At 60.8% G+C, this 16,524-nt stretch carries 15 protein-coding genes; 6 read left to right on the top strand and 9 right to left on the bottom strand.

The features are described from left to right. The first annotated feature begins 8 nt into the window (after positions 1-8). The 5 genes from FJ417_RS17175 (at position 9) to FJ417_RS17155 (ending at position 5,854) form a co-directional block, all read left to right on the top strand. Complete coding sequence (locus FJ417_RS17175) at positions 9-887, top strand: SMP-30/gluconolactonase/LRE family protein (RefSeq protein WP_181167040.1); 879 nt, start codon at positions 9-11, stop codon at positions 885-887. Between the two features lie 13 nt (positions 888-900). Beyond that, positions 901-2,040, top strand: coding sequence for a mandelate racemase/muconate lactonizing enzyme family protein (locus FJ417_RS17170; RefSeq protein WP_140640489.1), 1,140 nt, complete (start codon positions 901-903; stop codon positions 2,038-2,040). A gap of 191 nt (positions 2,041-2,231) precedes the next feature. Then, on the top strand, positions 2,232-3,209 hold the full coding sequence (locus FJ417_RS17165; RefSeq protein WP_181175572.1) for a sugar ABC transporter substrate-binding protein: 978 nt from the start codon (positions 2,232-2,234) through the stop codon (positions 3,207-3,209). 99 nt (positions 3,210-3,308) lie between these two features. After that, a complete protein-coding gene (locus tag FJ417_RS17160; RefSeq protein ID WP_140640493.1) occupies positions 3,309-4,361 on the top strand; it encodes an ABC transporter permease in 1,053 nt (350 codons plus the stop codon). Continuing rightward, positions 4,358-5,854 carry a sugar ABC transporter ATP-binding protein gene (locus FJ417_RS17155; RefSeq protein WP_140784292.1) on the top strand — a complete coding sequence of 499 codons (1,497 nt, stop codon included), beginning with the start codon at positions 4,358-4,360 and terminating at the stop codon, positions 5,852-5,854. The genes FJ417_RS17160 and FJ417_RS17155 overlap by 4 nt, the downstream gene beginning before the upstream one ends. A 95-nt stretch (positions 5,855-5,949) precedes the next feature. Here the strand turns inward: FJ417_RS17155 and FJ417_RS17150 are convergent, their stop codons facing one another. Then, positions 5,950-7,098 carry a mandelate racemase/muconate lactonizing enzyme family protein gene (locus FJ417_RS17150; RefSeq protein WP_246687482.1) on the bottom strand — a complete coding sequence of 383 codons (1,149 nt, stop codon included), beginning with the start codon at positions 7,096-7,098 and terminating at the stop codon, positions 5,950-5,952. 113 nt (positions 7,099-7,211) lie between these two features. Between FJ417_RS17150 and FJ417_RS17145 the strand changes: the two genes are divergently transcribed. Beyond that, on the top strand, positions 7,212-8,273 hold the full coding sequence (locus FJ417_RS17145; RefSeq protein WP_140640499.1) for a LacI family DNA-binding transcriptional regulator: 1,062 nt from the start codon (positions 7,212-7,214) through the stop codon (positions 8,271-8,273). Positions 8,274-8,360: 87 nt separating this feature from the next. Here FJ417_RS17145 and FJ417_RS17140 read toward each other — a convergent pair whose 3' ends face one another. The 8 genes from FJ417_RS17140 to ehuC all read right to left on the bottom strand — a co-directional run bounded on the left by FJ417_RS17140 (position 8,361) and on the right by ehuC (position 16,508). Beyond that, positions 8,361-9,395 carry an ABC transporter permease gene (locus FJ417_RS17140; protein WP_140640501.1) on the bottom strand — a complete coding sequence of 345 codons (1,035 nt, stop codon included), beginning with the start codon at positions 9,393-9,395 and terminating at the stop codon, positions 8,361-8,363. Continuing rightward, on the bottom strand, positions 9,392-10,978 hold the full coding sequence (locus FJ417_RS17135) for a sugar ABC transporter ATP-binding protein (protein ID WP_140784291.1): 1,587 nt from the start codon (positions 10,976-10,978) through the stop codon (positions 9,392-9,394). The genes FJ417_RS17140 and FJ417_RS17135 overlap by 4 nt, the downstream gene beginning before the upstream one ends. Positions 10,979-11,005: 27 nt before the next feature. Then, the gene (locus tag FJ417_RS17130) at positions 11,006-12,076 is read right to left on the bottom strand and encodes a sugar ABC transporter substrate-binding protein (protein WP_140784290.1); all 1,071 of its coding nucleotides are present in this window, start codon (positions 12,074-12,076) and stop codon (positions 11,006-11,008) included. Positions 12,077-12,137: 61 nt separating this feature from the next. Continuing rightward, positions 12,138-12,905: an SDR family NAD(P)-dependent oxidoreductase gene (locus FJ417_RS17125; RefSeq protein ID WP_140784289.1), complete on the bottom strand. Its 768-nt coding sequence runs from the start codon at positions 12,903-12,905 to the stop codon at positions 12,138-12,140. A gap of 696 nt (positions 12,906-13,601) precedes the next feature. After that, positions 13,602-14,351, bottom strand: coding sequence for a GntR family transcriptional regulator (locus tag FJ417_RS17120; RefSeq protein ID WP_140640509.1), 750 nt, complete (start codon positions 14,349-14,351; stop codon positions 13,602-13,604). Continuing rightward, positions 14,348-15,127, bottom strand: a complete 780-nt coding sequence (gene ehuA / locus FJ417_RS17115; protein WP_140640511.1) for an ectoine/hydroxyectoine ABC transporter ATP-binding protein EhuA — start codon at positions 15,125-15,127, stop codon at positions 14,348-14,350. Before ehuA ends, FJ417_RS17120 begins: the two co-directional genes overlap by 4 nt. Beyond that, positions 15,124-15,783 (bottom strand): ectoine/hydroxyectoine ABC transporter permease subunit EhuD, encoded by a 660-nt coding sequence (gene ehuD / locus FJ417_RS17110; RefSeq protein WP_140640513.1) that lies wholly within the window; start codon positions 15,781-15,783, stop codon positions 15,124-15,126. The genes ehuA and ehuD overlap by 4 nt, the downstream gene beginning before the upstream one ends. After that, entirely contained in the window at positions 15,780-16,508 is a 729-nt protein-coding gene (ehuC, locus tag FJ417_RS17105) for an ectoine/hydroxyectoine ABC transporter permease subunit EhuC (RefSeq protein ID WP_140784288.1), read from the bottom strand. Before ehuC ends, ehuD begins: the two co-directional genes overlap by 4 nt. Positions 16,509-16,524 lie beyond the last annotated feature (16 nt).

The following is a 16,524-nucleotide window of genomic DNA, read 5'->3' as shown; positions in this document are numbered from 1 at the left end:
GGAGAATCGTGAAGAAACCGCAGGTCATCCGGGCCAAGGGGCTCGGGCATCCCGAAGGTCCCTACGAACTTGACGACGGGCGCGTCATCTACGCCAACACCTACGCCAGCGAGATCGGAGTCTGGGACCCGAAGACCGGCAAGCAAGGGCAATATGCCTTTGTCGGCGGCGGCCCGAACGCCTGCATGCTGGGCAGCGACGGCGCAGTCTATTCGACGCAGACCCCGAATGTCGGTTCGTGGGTCGCGCCGGTGCACAGACCGCCATCCATCCAGAAGACCTTGCCCAACGGGAAAGTCGAAATTCTCGTGACGGAAGCCGACGGCAAGAAGTTCGACGGCCCGAACGACCTGAGCTTCGGTCCGGACGGCAGGCTTTACTTCACTGATTCAGGCGATTGGAACCAGGCCGACAAGCCGCATCCGGGCCGGATCGTGGTCATCGAAAAGAACGGCGTCGCCAGGATCCTCGAGGAGCTCGATCACGTCTATCCGAACGGCATTGTTGTCGAGAAGGACGGTTCGATCGTCTGGGTCGAATCTTACACGTTGAACGTCATTCGCCGCAAACCCGACGGCAGCAAATCGCTGTTGTGCAAAATGCCGGAGGGACACATTCCTGATGGGTTGAAGATCGATGAGAAAGGCGATTTCTGGATCACCGCCGTGGCGGCCGGTGGCGTCGACCATTTCTCCAGGGACGGCAGGCACGTCGAGTTCCTGGAAACCGGCGGCACCATCCTCAATTGTTGCTTTGGCAAGGGCGGCAAGCTGTTCTGCTGCGACATGGGGCCGTTCGATACGAGCGGCGCCGCGATGACCGGAAACCTCATAGAAGTAAGCCTCGGCGTCGAAGGCATGCCGCTGTTCCGCGGCGCGATCGGATAAGGACCGGCCCACCATGAAGATCGCCAGGATCGAAGCCATTCCGGTCAGCTACCCGGAACCCAACGACTTCAACGCGCTGCGGCATTTGTGCCTCGCCAAGATTACCGCCGATGACGGTCAGGTCGGCTGGGGTGAATCGATTACCCAATTCCCCGAAGCGAATTTTGCCGCCAAGGCGATCATCGAAGGCATGGCGCCCAACCTGATCGGCAAGGATCCGGTGCAGACCGAGGCGCTGTGGCGGCAGAACAAGCAGCAGGCCTGGTGGTACGGCTATCATGGCGGCATCGCCTCCTACGCCACGGCCGCGATCGACATCGCATTGTGGGATCTGAAGGGCAAGGCGCTGGGCCGCAGCGTGCTCGACCTGCTGGGGGGCTGCGTCCACGAGCGGCTGCCGGCGATCGCCTCATGCCATGCGCATTACGAATCCATCGAAGAGATGGCCGAAGAGACGGCCGAATGGGTATCGACGGGACTGCAGGGGCTGAAGACGGGCTTCGGCAAGCGCGGCAACGCCAACCTCGGCTATGACCACAAGCGCGATGTGGCATACGTCAAGGCGATGCGCGAGGTGCTCGGCGACAAGATGCTGATGATCGACAACGGCATCAACATCAAATGGGATGTCACCGATGCGGTGCGCCGCGCCAAGGCGATGGAGGAATACAATCTCGCCTGGATCGAGGAACCGCTCGGCGCCTGGGATCCCGAGGGCTATGCCAACCTTCGCTCCAAGACGACAACCCGTATCGCTTATGGCGAACGCGAATGGACGCTGGAACAGTTCGAGCGGGTCATCGCGACCGGAACGGTGGATGTGATCGGCGTCGATCCCGGCCGGGCCGAAGGCATCACCGGCTTCAAGAAGGTGACCGAGCGCTGCGAATTCTACCGCCGCCAGGCCAATGCCCATGCCTGGTCATCGGCCATTGTGACGGCGGCCAGCCTCGCCATTTCGTTCAACTCGCCATCGTGCAAGCTGTTCGAGTTCAAACCGCTGCGCAATCCGATGCAGCACGATCTCGTCACCAAACCCTTTGAACACGTCGATGGCTGGGTCTATCCGCCGACGGGTCCCGGGCTCGGCATCGAAGTCATTGAAGACGTTGTGGAGGGCTACCGCAGCGAGAAGGTCTTGGGGTTGGTGTAGCGACGCGAAAGCAGCCTCGTCGCCAAGAGATCAAGAACAGGGAGGAAGAAGTGGGTATTTCATATCGTCATATGTTGCTTGCAGCGGCAAGCTGCGCCACTCTGGCAGTCGCAGCGACCGCGTTCGCACAGAACGCCAGCGAAAGCCAGATCCCGTCAACAGGCGAAAAGGTCGAAGGAGCCCCGTTCGAAGTGAAGCGGGATTGGGGCACTTTCAAGCTCGCCGACCGCATCGCCGAGAAGATCAAGAAAGGCGAGTCGATCAATTACGTCTTCTCCTACCAGGCCTCGGGCATTCCGTTGTTCTCGCCGCAGTACAAAGCGGGCTTCGACATGGGCTGCAAGATGGGCAAGGACATCTATCCGATGGAGTGTTCGGCGATCGCGCCGGTGCAGAATGACCCGAATCAGCAGGTCAGCCAGATCGAGGCCAAGCTTGCAACTGGCGAGATCGACTGCATCGGCATCGAGCCCGTCAGTTCGGACGCGATGACGGCCATCACCAACAAGCTGATGGATCAAGGCATTCCGGTCTTTACAGCCGGCGTTACGTCGCGCGGGCATGAATTCACCAACTTCACCCAGATTCCGGACAAGGAAGGCCATACCGCAGCCGAAACCGTGCTGAAGTGGATCAAGGACAACAACAAGTCCGACATCAAGGTCTTCGCGGTTTCCGGCGGCGACCCGACGCAATTCTGGGCGCAGGGCCGCATGAAAGGTTTTGAGGACGGCATCAAAGCCGCGATCCCCGACGCCAAATTCGTGACGTCGGCATCCAATGGCCTCAACACCAGCTATGAGCCGGGCAAGACATTCGATGTCTTCCGCTCGTTTCTGACAGCCAATCCGGACGTTCAGTTCATTGAGAACGTCGACATCGGCGCCGAACATGCCGACCGAGCGATCGAGAGCCTTGGCCTGACAGGAAAGGTCTTCACGATTGGCTGGAATTCGTCCAAAGGGCAGCTCGACGCGATCGAGAAAGGCATCCAGGTCGCCCAACTCGACCAGCGCTGGCCCGATCAGGCCGCTTTCGGTGCGCCGGCCTGCGCGCAATTCCTGAAGAATGGCGTCATCCTGCCCAACACGCAGACGCTCAAGGCGGTGATGAAGGACGGCGTGGAGCAGGCGCGCAAGGAACTCGACACCACGATGTCGCAAAAATAGCGACCGCACCGACAGGACGGGCCCGCGTCTTGCGGCCCGTCCGATTCTGGCTCACGGTCATATCGCAGCCGCTGCGGCAACAAAATCTTTGAGGTACGGATGCATTCAGGCGAAACCACGCAGCCAGCCGAGCGGCGCCAAGGATTTTCCGCTGCGGGAAAGGCGACCATCGATGCGGCGTTGCGTATTGGCGGCCTGTTTGCCGCCGTTATCGTGGTCGCGCTCGTCTTCGTCTTTATCAATCCGAACTTCGCCAATCCCAATCTCGCCGTCTCGGTGCTGAGAGCCATGAGTTCCGTCGCCATCATGGCGATGGGACTGACCCTGGTCATCGTCGTCGGCGAAATCGACCTGTCGTTCGGCGCGATGTATGGGCTGGCGGCAAACACGCTGGCGGTCGTGTGGATCCTGTGGGGTGTTTCGGTCTACCTGGCAATCCCGATCGCAATCGGCGTCGGCATCCTGGTCGGACTGTTCAACGGGTTCATGGTGACGGGTTTGAAAATCCCGTCCTTCATCGTCACATTGGGCAGCTACAATCTGCTCTACGGGCTGTCGCTCTGGATCAGCAACACCGGCACATTCAACCCGAATTATCCGCCGCCGGGAGGCAATGTCGACCAGGGCGAACTGAACTTCTTCATCGGGCTCACCCAAAACGTCGGCAAATACAGCCTGTCGGTGGAAATCTTCTGGATGCTCGGCATCGCAATTGTCGTTGGCTTCCTTTTGCACCGCTCGCTGTTCGGCTTCCGGCTGATGGCGATCGGCGGCAATCCCGAGGCGGGTAAACTCGCCCGCCTGCCGGTCAGGCGCTACAAGATCCTCGCCTTCATTCTGTGCTCGATCCTTGCGGCTATCGCGGGCGTCCTCGACTTCTCCTTCATCCAGACCAGCCAGCCCGATATCGGCCTGTCGCAGACATTTCCGGTTTTCGCGGCCGTCATCATCGGCGGGGCGAGCCTCAGCGGCGGCAAGGGCACGATCATCGGCACCCTGGGCGGCGCGTTGTTGCTGGCGGAGCTTCAGATCGGGCTCGCCCTGCTCTCTCCCGGTCCGCATGTGCAACAGATATTCCTCGGCGCGGTGACGATCGGCGCGGTCGCGCTCGACCTTTTCCTGACCAAGTTGCGCAAGAGCCGCGCAGCATGAACGCAGAAGGCATCAGCATCCGCGGGATTACCAAGCGCTACGGCAGCACGATCGCGCTCGACGGCATCGATCTCGATATCTTGCCCGGCGAGGTGCTTGGCATCGCCGGGCCGAACGGCGCGGGAAAGAGCACGCTGGTGCGCATCATCGCCGGCGAGGAGAAGCCTGATGCAGGCAAGCTGACCTTCGATGGCCGGCCATGGTCCCCTTCGGTTGACTGGCATGCCGTCGCCGTCGTGCACCAGGAACCGCAGCTCTTTCCCAACCTGACCGTGGCGGAGAACGTCATGGTTGGCCGCGAAGGCACCAATTCCGCGCGTCCGCGCCTCGGTTCGGCCGACGCCAAGGTGATGGATGCGCTCGGCATCGGTCGGCTGAAGGACCGACAACTGGCCGATTGTTCCCTGGCCACCCAGCAACGCACCGAGATCGCCCGCGCGGTAGCGCGCGATTCACGTGTTTTCCTTTTCGACGAGCCGAATTCCGCCTTGACAGCAGACGAGTCGGACCAGCTTTTCGGGGAGATGCGCGCGCTAGCCGGCACCGGAAGGATCGTGCTTCTCGTCACGCACCGTCTGGGCGATCTCGTCGAGCATTGCACCCGAGTGGCGATCGTGCGTGACGGCAAGGTTAGGGCGATACTTTCTGGCGACGCGCTTACGGAAGACGCGATCGCGCGGCAGTTGGTGACAGACGCAGCCATTGTCGACGCCGTTGCCGCCCGCCGCCCGAGCGGCTCCCCGACGGTCGAAACGCTTTTTTCGGTCCGCGACTGGACCCATCCCAAGGCATTCCGAGCCATATCGATGCAAGGCAGGGCCGGCGAGATCATCGCACTGATGGGCGTCGAAGGATCCGGCTCGCGCGAACTGATCCGCTCGTTTGCAGGGCTGGAGCGATGCACGGGGACGATGCAGATCGAGGGCGAGGCATCGGCCTCGGCCTTGCGGCATCGCACCGCCTATGTGCCGGCGACGCGCCAGCTTAGCCTGTACAGCAATTTTTCCGTCGGCGAGAACTTGCTCGTGCGGCTGGGCTATCCGGAAATCGCTGGGTTCGGCCTCACGCTGAAGAAGCGCAAGATGCGCGACATGGCGAGGGACGCAGTGCGTCGTTTCCTGGTCAAGACCCGCACGACGACGCAAGGCATCCGTTCCCTGTCGGGCGGCAACCAGCAGAAAGTCGCGATCGCCCAGGCGCTGCACTGTGCCCCAAAACTGTTGCTTCTGGAGGAGCCGACGCGCGGCGTCGATATTCACAGCAAGGCCGAGATCTACAGGCTGCTGCGCGACTATGCCGATGCAGGCAATACGGTCATCATCTTCTGCACGGAAGTATTGGAAGTCTATGAAGCAGCCGACCTTGTCTATGTCGTCGCCGCGGGCATGCTGACAGAGCCGCTGAGGGTGGGCAACTATGAGCACGTCGAGATGCTCGCCACCGACATCACGCAGCTTGAACAGAAGCGGCGCAAGGAAAAAGCAGCGGCCTGACGGCTGTCACGTACGGTCGTATGCTATGGCCTTGAGTTACCAGCAAGATCGGTGACGTCGACTGCATTTCAGTCATCGACAGGAGCTGAACGGGCTCAGAGTCTATATTTGCCGATCGTCTTCTGGTCGAGGACAAGCCCGAAACCGGCGCCCTGCGGCACTTTGTAGACGCCGTTGTCGAATTTCGACCGGTTCGCCACAAGTGCATAGAACATTGGATCGCGATCCGGATGAAACGTTTCCAAATACGTCCCGTTGGATATGGAGGCCAGAAGGTGCGCGGAAATCTGCGGCTCCTCGTGATGCCCCATCTCCACCGTAAAGCATGACGCCAAGGCCGCGACCCGGCGCCATTCGGTCGGCCCGCCACCCCAGCTCGCATCGAAATTGCATACGTCGATCGCGCCGGCCATCATCAGGTCTCGGCAACCGGCGCGGCTGATCTCGCTTTGCCCAGCCGCAATCGCAATACCGGTCTGGCTACGCGCCGCAGCGAGGTCGAGCCGGTCGTTGTACCAGCGGACCGGTTCCTCGAACCAGCGGATGTTGAGGTCGGACACGTAACGCGAAAACGCAACCGCGTCGCGCAGGCTCCAGCCTTGGTTTGCGTCCACAAGAAGCGCGAAATCCTCGCCCGCGGCTTGGCGCGCCGTGCGCACGCGCTCGGCGTCTTCCTTCGGCGTCCGTCCGCCCACCTTGAACTTGCAGCCGCCGTATCCGTCGGCGCGTATCTGCTCCATCTCGCGGCCGAAATCCGCCAGAGTCTTGTTTTCCTCATAGTATCCGGCGATGCAAATGACCGGCAACGCATCGCGATAGCCGCCCCACAGCTTGTAGAGAGGGGTGTCGAGCGCCTTGCCGACAGCGTCCCACAACGCACTGTCGACGCAGGCCTGCGCGCACATGGCGAGTTTGCGGTCGCGCAGGATATTGTAGCTCGGCTTGCGCATCGCTTCCCAGCATCCTTCGATATTGAAGGCATCCTTGCCGACCAACAGCGGCTGGATCTCATCCAGGATGATCTTGACAACTTCCGCCTGGGTTTCGAACTCATCGCCGTTGTAGACCTCGCCGATGATTCCCTCGGAGGTGTAGACGCGCGTGATGATTGTGCAGCGGTGTGTCATGAAATAGTTGCTGCCCCTGAAGGTACGTGGCAGCGGCATGCAGAGCGGAATGCATTCTATGCGTTCTATTTTGAGGGAGCTTGACATTGAAACGCTCGTTTTTCGAAACGTTTCCAAAAATAAGGGCTTGGCTTTCGGAGGTCAAGCGCAAAGCACGACCTTCCCGCTTGTCGTCAAAGTCGCCGTCGCGCTACTATGCAGTTCTATAACAAGACTGGGCAGTTAAATGGTTGTCTGGTTCGACCGGTATTGACGGGGGCTCGGTGAGAAAAGGGATCGACAAGCCGGCGACAATTCGGGACGTGGCGCGTGTCTCCGGCGTTTCTGTCGGAACCGTTTCACGCAGCCTGAATGCTCCTGATACCGTGCGGCCGGGAACCCTCGGCAAGGTACGTGCCGCGATCCATTCCCTTGGTTTCCAACCGGATTCACGCGCGCAGAACATGCGCCGCCGCAACACGATGACGGTGGGCTTCGTCATCGATGATATCGCCAATCCGTGGCATGCGAGCTGTTTCAAGGCGGTCGACTCGCAGATGCGCGAGCGCGGCTTCTCCCTTTACCTCATGAGCACCAACGGACGGGCATCGGACGAAGCCGCGGCCATCGACATGCTCCAGCACGGCCGCGCGGACGGCATGATACTGACGATCAACAACGAACAGGATCCGCGCACCATCAAGCGGCTCAAGGAATTGCGCGTGCCTTCCGTGCTTCTCGACCGCGACATACCGCTGGAGATCGACGCGGTGCTGACCGAGCACGCGACGGGCTTGAGGCAGGCGACCGGCTATTTGATCGAGCTCGGTCATCGCCGCATCGCCATCATCACGGCGGGCAAGGACATAAGGCCAGGACGCGAGCGCGTCCGCGGATTCGTCGAGGCGTTCCAGAAAAGCGGGCTGGCCGTGCCTGAGCATCTGATCCGTTCGCAAAGCCTGTCGGCTGATTTCGGTTTCCGCGAAGCCACTGCCCTGCTCCAGATGCGCGAACGCCCGACAGCCATCATAGCGGCAGGCAATCGTATCCTGGTCGGCGTGTTGCGTGCCCTCCAACAGCAAGGCGTTTCGGTGCCGAACGATATTTCCCTTATCGGATGCGACCGCTCCGATGTGGCCATGCTTTATCCCGGCCCCATCACGCTTATCGACCGCCCGGTCGAGGAGATAGGACGTACGGCAGCACTGCTTCTTCTTGAACGGCTGGGCGGCCAAGCCGATCGGCCAGCGCAACGGATTTCTTTTCCGACGCACCTCATTCTCGGTGGCTCTTGCCGGCCGGTCAGCGATTAATTCGTTCATGGGGCACTCAGCCAAGGAACTGCCCGAGCGACGCCAGCCTCGAAACGCCAATTGAAAATCGCGTGTGCCTGGGCACCCTCAACCGTGCAAGGATTCTCGCCGCAGCTCCGCACGTCGCGTTCGATGATATTTGATCAATCGGTCGAGTGAGACGGCAAGCACGGTCACCGCTCCGGTCACGAATGTGCTCCACGTCGCATCGATGCCAAAGAAGATCAACCCGCTCGAGATGACCTGGATGATCATCATGCCGATCACCGCGCCGATGATCGTGCCGTGCCCGCCAGACAGCGGCGTGCCGCCGATGATGACGGCGGCAATGACAACCAGGACGAAGTCGCTGCCCTCATTCGGATCGATGGCGCCGCGAAAACCGAGATACATTGTGCCCGATAGCCCGCATATCGCGCCCATCAGCACCAAGGTCTGAAGGCGCACCCGGGCCGTCGGTATGCCGGCGTGCGTGGCGGCTTCCGGATTGCTGCCGACCGCTTGCACACGGTAGCCGAAACGCGTGCGGTGAAGCACAATGTGCATTGCAATCGCCAGCAGCACGAACACCAGCGCCGCCACAGGCAGAACTCCGAACAGTTTATAGGAAATCACCCAGAAGAAGCTGCTGCTCTGGTCGGACGGTACGATCGCCCTGCCGTGGTTGACCACCAGCGACAGCCCCTGGAACATCGAATAGGTGCCAAGCGTCACGATGATCGACGGCAGACGCAGCGTAACTGCAATCAGACCGTTGACGAGCCCGAGACAGGCCCCGAACACGATGCCGGCCAGCGCCGCAAGCCACGGGTCGAACCCCGCGACCATCAGAAGCGCTGCAATCACCGCCGAGAAATTGAACATCCAGCCGACCGAGAGGTCGATCTCCCGGATCGCCAGCAGAAACACCATGCCGATCGCCAGCATGCCAAGAAACGTCGTGTTGCCGAGCAGCGAAAACAGGTTGATCGGATTGAGGAAACGCGGCCGGGCAACGCCGATCACCGCCATCATGACGGCAAGGGCGACGATCACGCCGATCTCCTCCGGCATACGAAAGCGCCACTTCGGACCGTCCTGGAGCCGTGGAGCGATTGTTTCTGTGCGGTCGGCTTCGGTCATGCCCTGTTCGTCTCTTGCTGCGGATTTCGAATCCTCCCCGGCATCTCGCCCGTGTTGACAAGATGGAGGATGGAACGGCTGTCCATGGCGCCCGAGGAAACAATGGCTGCCAACCGCCCCTGATAGACAACCACGATGCGGTCGCAGAGACCGATGAGTTCAGGCAATTCGGTCGAGCTGAACAGCACGATGCCGCCATCGGCGGACATCTGACGGATGAGGCCGTATATTTCTCGCTTGGCGCCGACGTCGACGCCGCGCGTCGGATCGTCCAGCAGAAAGACTTGCGGACCTATCTCCAGCCACTTCCCGATCACGACCTTCTGCTGGTTGCCGCCCGACAGCGAATTCGTCAGCGCGTGCGGTCGGCCTTTGATGCGCAAAGCCTCGATCTGGCGGCCAGCGCGGCCCAGGGCGACTTTTGGCGAGAACCATGACGGGCCGTCGTCTCGCGCGCCCACCACGATGTTGGAAATGTTGAACAGGATCGACTTGTCGAGCATCAGACCGTTGCGGCGGCGGTCTGCCGGCACCAGGCAGACATTGCGGCGGGCCGCATCCGTCGGATTTTTTGGCAGTCCACGGCCGTCGGGAAAGCGGACCTCCCCCCTGCGCGCCCTGCGCAATCCAAACAGGATATCGAGCAGGTCTGAAATGCCGGATCCCTCGAGCCCGGCAAAACCCACGACCTCGCCCGACCGAGCCGTGAAATCGATCTGACGCAGCCTGCCGCCGCCGAGCCCGCTGACGGCGATCTCTTTCGCAGTTCCGGCTCTGGCTGGCAGAGCGGGCGGAAACAGCGCCTCGCGTTGGCGTCCGATCATGCCTTCGATGACTTCTGGAATGGTAAGCGCTGAACGATCCCCGGTCAGCACATCGCGACCGTTGCGGGTTATGGTGATGCGGTCGCAGATTGAAAAAACCTCTTCCAGCCGGTGCGAAACGTAAATCATGGTGATGCCGCGCTCGCGGATGCGTTTCAGCACCGCAAACAGCTTCTCGGTCTCGCGCTGGTTCAAGGCCGAATTCGGCTCGTCCAGGATGAGCAGGCGGGGATTTTCAAGGAGCACCCGGCACAGTTCGACAAGCTGCCGTTCACCTATGCTCAGACGGTTGACCGGTGCCCTCACGTCGACATGAAGCCCCAATTCGTCAAGAAGCGGCCGGCATCGTTCCTCCATAACCGTGTTGGAGATGAGGCCGCGGCGCACCGGCTCGCGGTTGACGAACAAATTGGCCAGAACCGAGCGCTCCGGAAAGAGGCTGAGCTCCTGGTACACCATGCCAATGCCGTGCTGGCGTGCGGCGTTCGGTCCGTCGATGGCGACAATGGTGCCGTCAAGTTCTATGGTTCCGCTGTCCGGTCTGACGACACCAGCCAGCACCTTCATGAGGGTCGACTTGCCGGCGCCGTTCTCACCGACCACGGCGTGGATGGTGCCGCGTTCCACCGCCAGGCTCATATCGTCGAGCGCAATGACGCCGCCATAATGCTTGGCGAGGTTGTGCACGGATATGATGGGCCGGTCGGACATCTGTGCTTTGCAAGGGACCCAGACAGAATCGGGGGCGGCTTCCGCCACCCCGCTTTCATTCAAACGGTGCGGTGCTTATTCGGATTCCGCGGAAATTGGCTTCGGCCTCGCCGACAGCATGTCGGCCGTGAGCGTCTGCGTCCAGGCCTTGTAATAGGCCGCGGTCGCTTTCGGATCGGCCGCCAGCTTCTGTGCCTCATCGAAAGAGATCGGCGTCAGCCCGTTGCCCATGTCGACCTTGTCGGCGGTCACGATCTGCGAACCGGCATTGTAGAAGCCTGGATCCAGTTTCTTGCCGCCCTTGATCGCATTGACCAGCAGCGCGACCGGCAGATAGCCCTGCACGAAGGCGCTTTGGCCGATGGTCACGTAAGCGTGGCCTTCCTTGACGGCCTTGAGGTTGAGTTCCGTCAGATCGTAGCCACCGGCCACGAACTTGTCGCCATTGGCGGCGTTGAGCTTGCCGAGGCTGGTCACGTCCGGCGCGCAAAGGCCGATCAAGGCCACCGCGTCAGGATTTGCGCTATAGAGCTGTTCCCAATGATTGTAGTTGTCGACCGCCGAAACTTTGACATCGAAAGGTCCCAGCACCTTGATGCCGGAGGCTTTGGCGAGCGATTCCTCGACACCCTTGGCGCGATTTTCCAGAACCGGGAAACCGGGGAAGCAGTTGCCGATGATGACCGTTCCCTTGGCGCTTTCGCCGCCGATCTTGTCCAGCACCATGCGGCCGAGAACGCGACCGCTCTCGACCGATTTTTCACCGACATAGGGTGCGTTCACCGCCTTCGACAGCAGGTTGAACTGCACGATCGGCACGCCGCTCGAGATGGTGTCGTTAAGACCCTTGGCCATGGATTCGCCAGGCACCGACGTCGCTATCCCCTGGGCGCCTGAATTGGCGAAATTCTGCACCAGCTTCAGCTGCCCTTCCGGTGCGCCGCCGGCCTGTTGCGCTGTCACCAGCTTGACGCCGAGATCGTTGGCGGCGGCCTGCGCGCCATCCTGGATTTGCTGCACGAACGGGTCGCCCTGCGCGTGAGCGACGAAGCCGATGGTGATGTCTTCAGCGAATGCGCCTGACACGCTGAACGCCAGCGCCAGCGCGCCGAGCGGCAATGTCGTCTTGAACCTTGTGATTGCCATGTGAATTGCTCCTCCCTTTTGATCGTTGTCGGTCTGCACGTCTTCTTTTGATGGAGCCGGGTCAGATGGCGGTCAGGCCGCCATCGACGAACATGAAGGACCCGGTCATATAGGACGCGTCGTCGGAAGCCAGGAACGCCACAGCGCCTGCGATCTCTTCGGGCTCGGCGCCACGCTTCAATGGGATGTTCTGTATCTGCCATTCATAGACTTTAGGGTCGGCAACAAGTTCCCGTACGATCGGGGTCAACGTGAAACCGGGAACAACCACATTCACCCGGATGCCTTCCGGCGCATGATCGACAGCCATGACGCGCGACAGGCCATGCACTCCGCCCTTGCTGGAGCCGTAGGCGACATTGGCCGGCGTGCAGCCCGACATGCCGGTAGGCGATCCGGTCAGCACCACCGCACCCTTTCCGGCCGTCGCCTTGATCGCGGCGACGCCGTGTTTGCAGCTGAGATACATGCCAGTAAGGTTGACGCCAACGATCTCGTCCCACACCGCTTTGGAAAGCCCGTCGACTTTGCCGTCGCGTTCGCCGGAGAATATACCGGCATTGGAAACCAGAATGTCGAGGTGGCCAAACCTGGCGACGATCGTCCTGAAAGCGGCCTCGACCTGGGATTCGTTGCTCACGTCGGCTTTCAGCGGCAGCGCTTCGCCGCCCGCCTGCGCGATCTGCTGCGCGGTTGCCTTTGCGCTCTCCTCGTTCCAGTCGAGTATGGCAACCTTGCACCCCTCTTCCGCAAGACGCTTGGCCGCCGCCTGCCCTATGCCGGAACCTGCGCCCGTCACTGCGGCAATCTTGCCGTTGAGGCCCCTCATCAGTGTTCCTCCGCCGGCCGATCACGGCAAAAATGCGCCGTTGGTCGCGCCGATGCATCAAAACAATATCGTTTCCACGATACCTGTCAAGGACGATGACACCGTTGATATTGCATACAAGGATTTGCTCGTAACACTCACAACACAAAGCAGTTTGTGGTATGGAAATAGGAATTGTCGAGCTTATATCGTTTCCAATTGGTGGGTCGATTCAAACGTCATATTGGACTTCTTGGCTTGCCGTTTTTTCGACGGCTAAGCCTGCCTGCCCCCAAAATCCCACGTTCATATCGAGGGCCGCATCGAGGACGGAACCCGACATCGGCTCGTTCAAGGGCATCAAACTGAGTGTCAGCACGGGTCATCGGCCACAACACCATCTCCGTCGACGACCGTGACCCCTCGGCTCGCGGATTTCAGATCCAATGAATGTAGAAGCCGGCGCAGGCACCAAGAATTGCGACTTCCAAGCTCCTGCGACCAAAGCGCCTGCTGTTGTCCGCTTCGGGTCGGATAACGTGGACGACGCGGACAAAACAGGGAAGCACGTCAGGGGTAGGGATTGGGATGGCTAGGAAAAAACCTGGCAAACTTCAAATTGGCGAAAGTCAAAAGGTTCATCAAGGCGCCAGTTGGTTCGTTTCGAACTTCGGCAAAGGAAGAATCGTTAATTGCCTGAGCAGGCGAGTGCTCGGACTATTTTTCTTGCCGTACCAAGCGATCGCTGTTCGTGTCCTTGGCATGACCCCCATGCCGCATCATGCGTCGAAAGCTCATTGAGATATGCGCACGCCTGATGTGTCCGATCGACTCCCAGTCGCCGATCTCCGCCGCGGCCAGGACCTCCTCCATTTCGCGCCGGAAGGCCGTGAACTCCTCCACCAAACCTAGTTGCGGCATCATCTTCAGGACGACACGCGCCACCTGGAAATACAGTCTCTCGCTGATCTCGCGCAGCGGCTGGTTCCCTGTCATGGCGGTCAGTTCAGAGAAGAAATCCATGTTCAGTTGCAGGAAAGCCCGCTGATCCGGATTGAGCATATCGGAATCACAGCGTGCAATCAGTGCCCGGATTCGGTCCAGGTCGGCGGCCGTCCGCGGGATCGGCGAAAGCTTGCCGACCAAAAGCGCCAGTTCCAGACGCAGGTGATAGACCTGCTGCAATTCCTCGATATCGACATCGGTGACTATGGTGCCGACGCCGTGGACGGATTGAACCAGACCCTCGGATTCGAGGCGCGCCAGCACGCGGCGGACCGGCGTGCGGCTGATCTCGAATTCCTGCGCGAGTTCTTCCTCGGAGAGCCGGCTTCCCGGCGGGTAGTCGAGCAGGCAGATGCGATCACGCAGGATCCGGTAGATACGCTCGAACCGTTCCCGCGCCGAAAGCGGTCGTGGCGCGTCTACGATCGCGGTGGTGGCCGAGGCATCCGTCTCCAGCGTCATCCAGCCTCCAGGACAGCGTGCAGGAACTGGCGCGTCCGCTCGTTCTTAGGGGCACCGAACAATTCGCCTGGCGGTCCCTGCTCGCATATCTTGCCCTGGTAGAAGAAGCAGACGCGATCGGAAAATTCCTTGGCGAAGCCCATCTGGTGCGTGACCATAAGCATCGTCAAATCATGCTCGCGGCCGATTTGCCTTATCACTTGCAGCACTTCGCCGACAAGTTCCGGGTCGAGCGCGGAGGTCACCTCGTCGAACAGCATGATCTTGGGCCGCATCGCCAGCGCCCTGGCGATGGCGACGCGCTGTTGCTGGCCGCCGGAGAGCTGGGAAGGATAGTGGTCCTTCTTCTGTGACAACCCGACCATGTCGAGAAGCTCGGCCGCCCTCGCCTCGGCATCGGCCCGCTTCATGCCAAGCACGGTTATCGGCGCCTCGATGCAGTTGGCCATCGCCGTCATGTGCGGAAACAGATTGAAGGACTGGAAGACCATGCCGATCTTCGCCCGGATGCGGCGGATGTGAGCAAGGTTGGCAGGCACCAGCTTTCCATTCTGCTGCATATGCGTCAGCGGCTCGCCCTCGACCCAGATGACGCCGTCATTGATCGTCTCCAGCGTCATCAGCATGCGCAGCACGGTGGTCTTGCCGGAACCGGACGGACCGATGACGGAAACCTTCTCGCCGCGCGCGATTTCGAGGTTCAGGCCGTCGAGAACAGTCAACGCGCCGTAGCGTTTGGAAACATTGTCGAAGCGGACCATCGGTTGTTCCGTCATCGCGCGTTCCTCCGGTTGAGCAGGCGTTCAAGGGCACGAATAAGCGCGGCCGAAACCAGGCTCATCGCGAGGAAGAACAGGCCGACCAGTGTGATAGGTTCGGTGTAGCGGAATGTCTCGGAGCCGATGATCTTGGCTGTCTGCATGAGTTCCAGCACGGCGATGGCCGAAAGCAGCGGCGTCTCCTTGAACAGCGCGACGAGATAGTTGCCGAGTGCCGGCACGATCGGCGGGATGGCCTGCGGAATGATGATGTCGCGAAAGGTCGTCCAGGACGAGAGATTGAGCGCGATCGAGGCTTCCCATTGGCCTCGATGGATATTGTCGAAGCCCGCTCGATAGACCTCCGAGCAGTAGGCGGCATAGTGGATACCGATCGCCAGAACACCGGCCGTGAACGCGTCGAGCACAAGGCCGAATTTCGGAAAGACGAAATAAACAAAGAAGATCTGGATGAGCAGTGGCGTCGAGCGGATCAGTTCGACCAGCACCGAGATCGTCCAGCCTGTCCACGGCACGGCGATGCGGATCACCGCCAGGATCAGGCCGAGCGAGGCCGCGATGGCGAAACCAAGCAGCGTCGCCTCTATGGAGATGACGGCGGCGCGGGCCAGCACCGGCAGGATCTCGAGGGCAAAACTCCAATCCCAGATCATGCTGCCTTTCCTCGTGCCAAGCCGAGCGAGGCTCGCCTTTCGAGAAGCCGCATGCCGATGGAGACGGTGAGCGACATGGCGAGATACATCAGCAGCACCAGCGTGAAGATCGGAATGGTCTTGAACGTGTTCTGGTTCATCTGCTGCGCCTTGAAGGCGAGGTCGGACAGCGTGATCAGCGACACCAGCGCGGTCGACTTCAGCAGTTCGATGAACAGATTGCCCCAGGGCGGGATCATGGCGATGAAGGCTTGCGGCAGGATGATCCGGCGCAGCATCTGCGCACGGCTCATGTTGAGCGCCGTTCCCGCTTCCCACTGGCCGCGCGCGACCGACTGGATGGCGCCGCGCACGCATTCGGATCCGTAGGCCCCAACGTTCAGGCCAAGCGCCAGAACGGCGACGAGAAATGCGTCGAGCGTGACGCCGAATTGCGGCAGCACGAAAAACAGCCAGAACAACTGCACCAGCGCCGAGGTGCCACGAAAGATCTCGACATAGACCGTCGCCAGCCATCTGAGCGGCGCCGGACCATACATGCGTGCCAACGCGGCGAGCACGCCCATGACGACCGCCAGTAGGCTGCCTAGGACTGCGATCTCGATCGTCAAGGCGGCGCCCTGCAGCAGTCCCGGCAGGAACAGGCTGTATGTTGCCTGCGTGGCCAGCACGGCGATCAGGGCCAGCGAGACGACCAGCATGCCAACGAGCGTGCGGATACCCATCTGCTTCTCCGAGGAA

The organism is Mesorhizobium sp. B3-1-7, assembly GCF_006439385.1.
Classification (GTDB): domain Bacteria; phylum Pseudomonadota; class Alphaproteobacteria; order Rhizobiales; family Rhizobiaceae; genus Mesorhizobium.
Note: the sequence above shows the minus strand (reverse complement) of the source record. Positions and strands in the feature narration are given on the sequence as shown.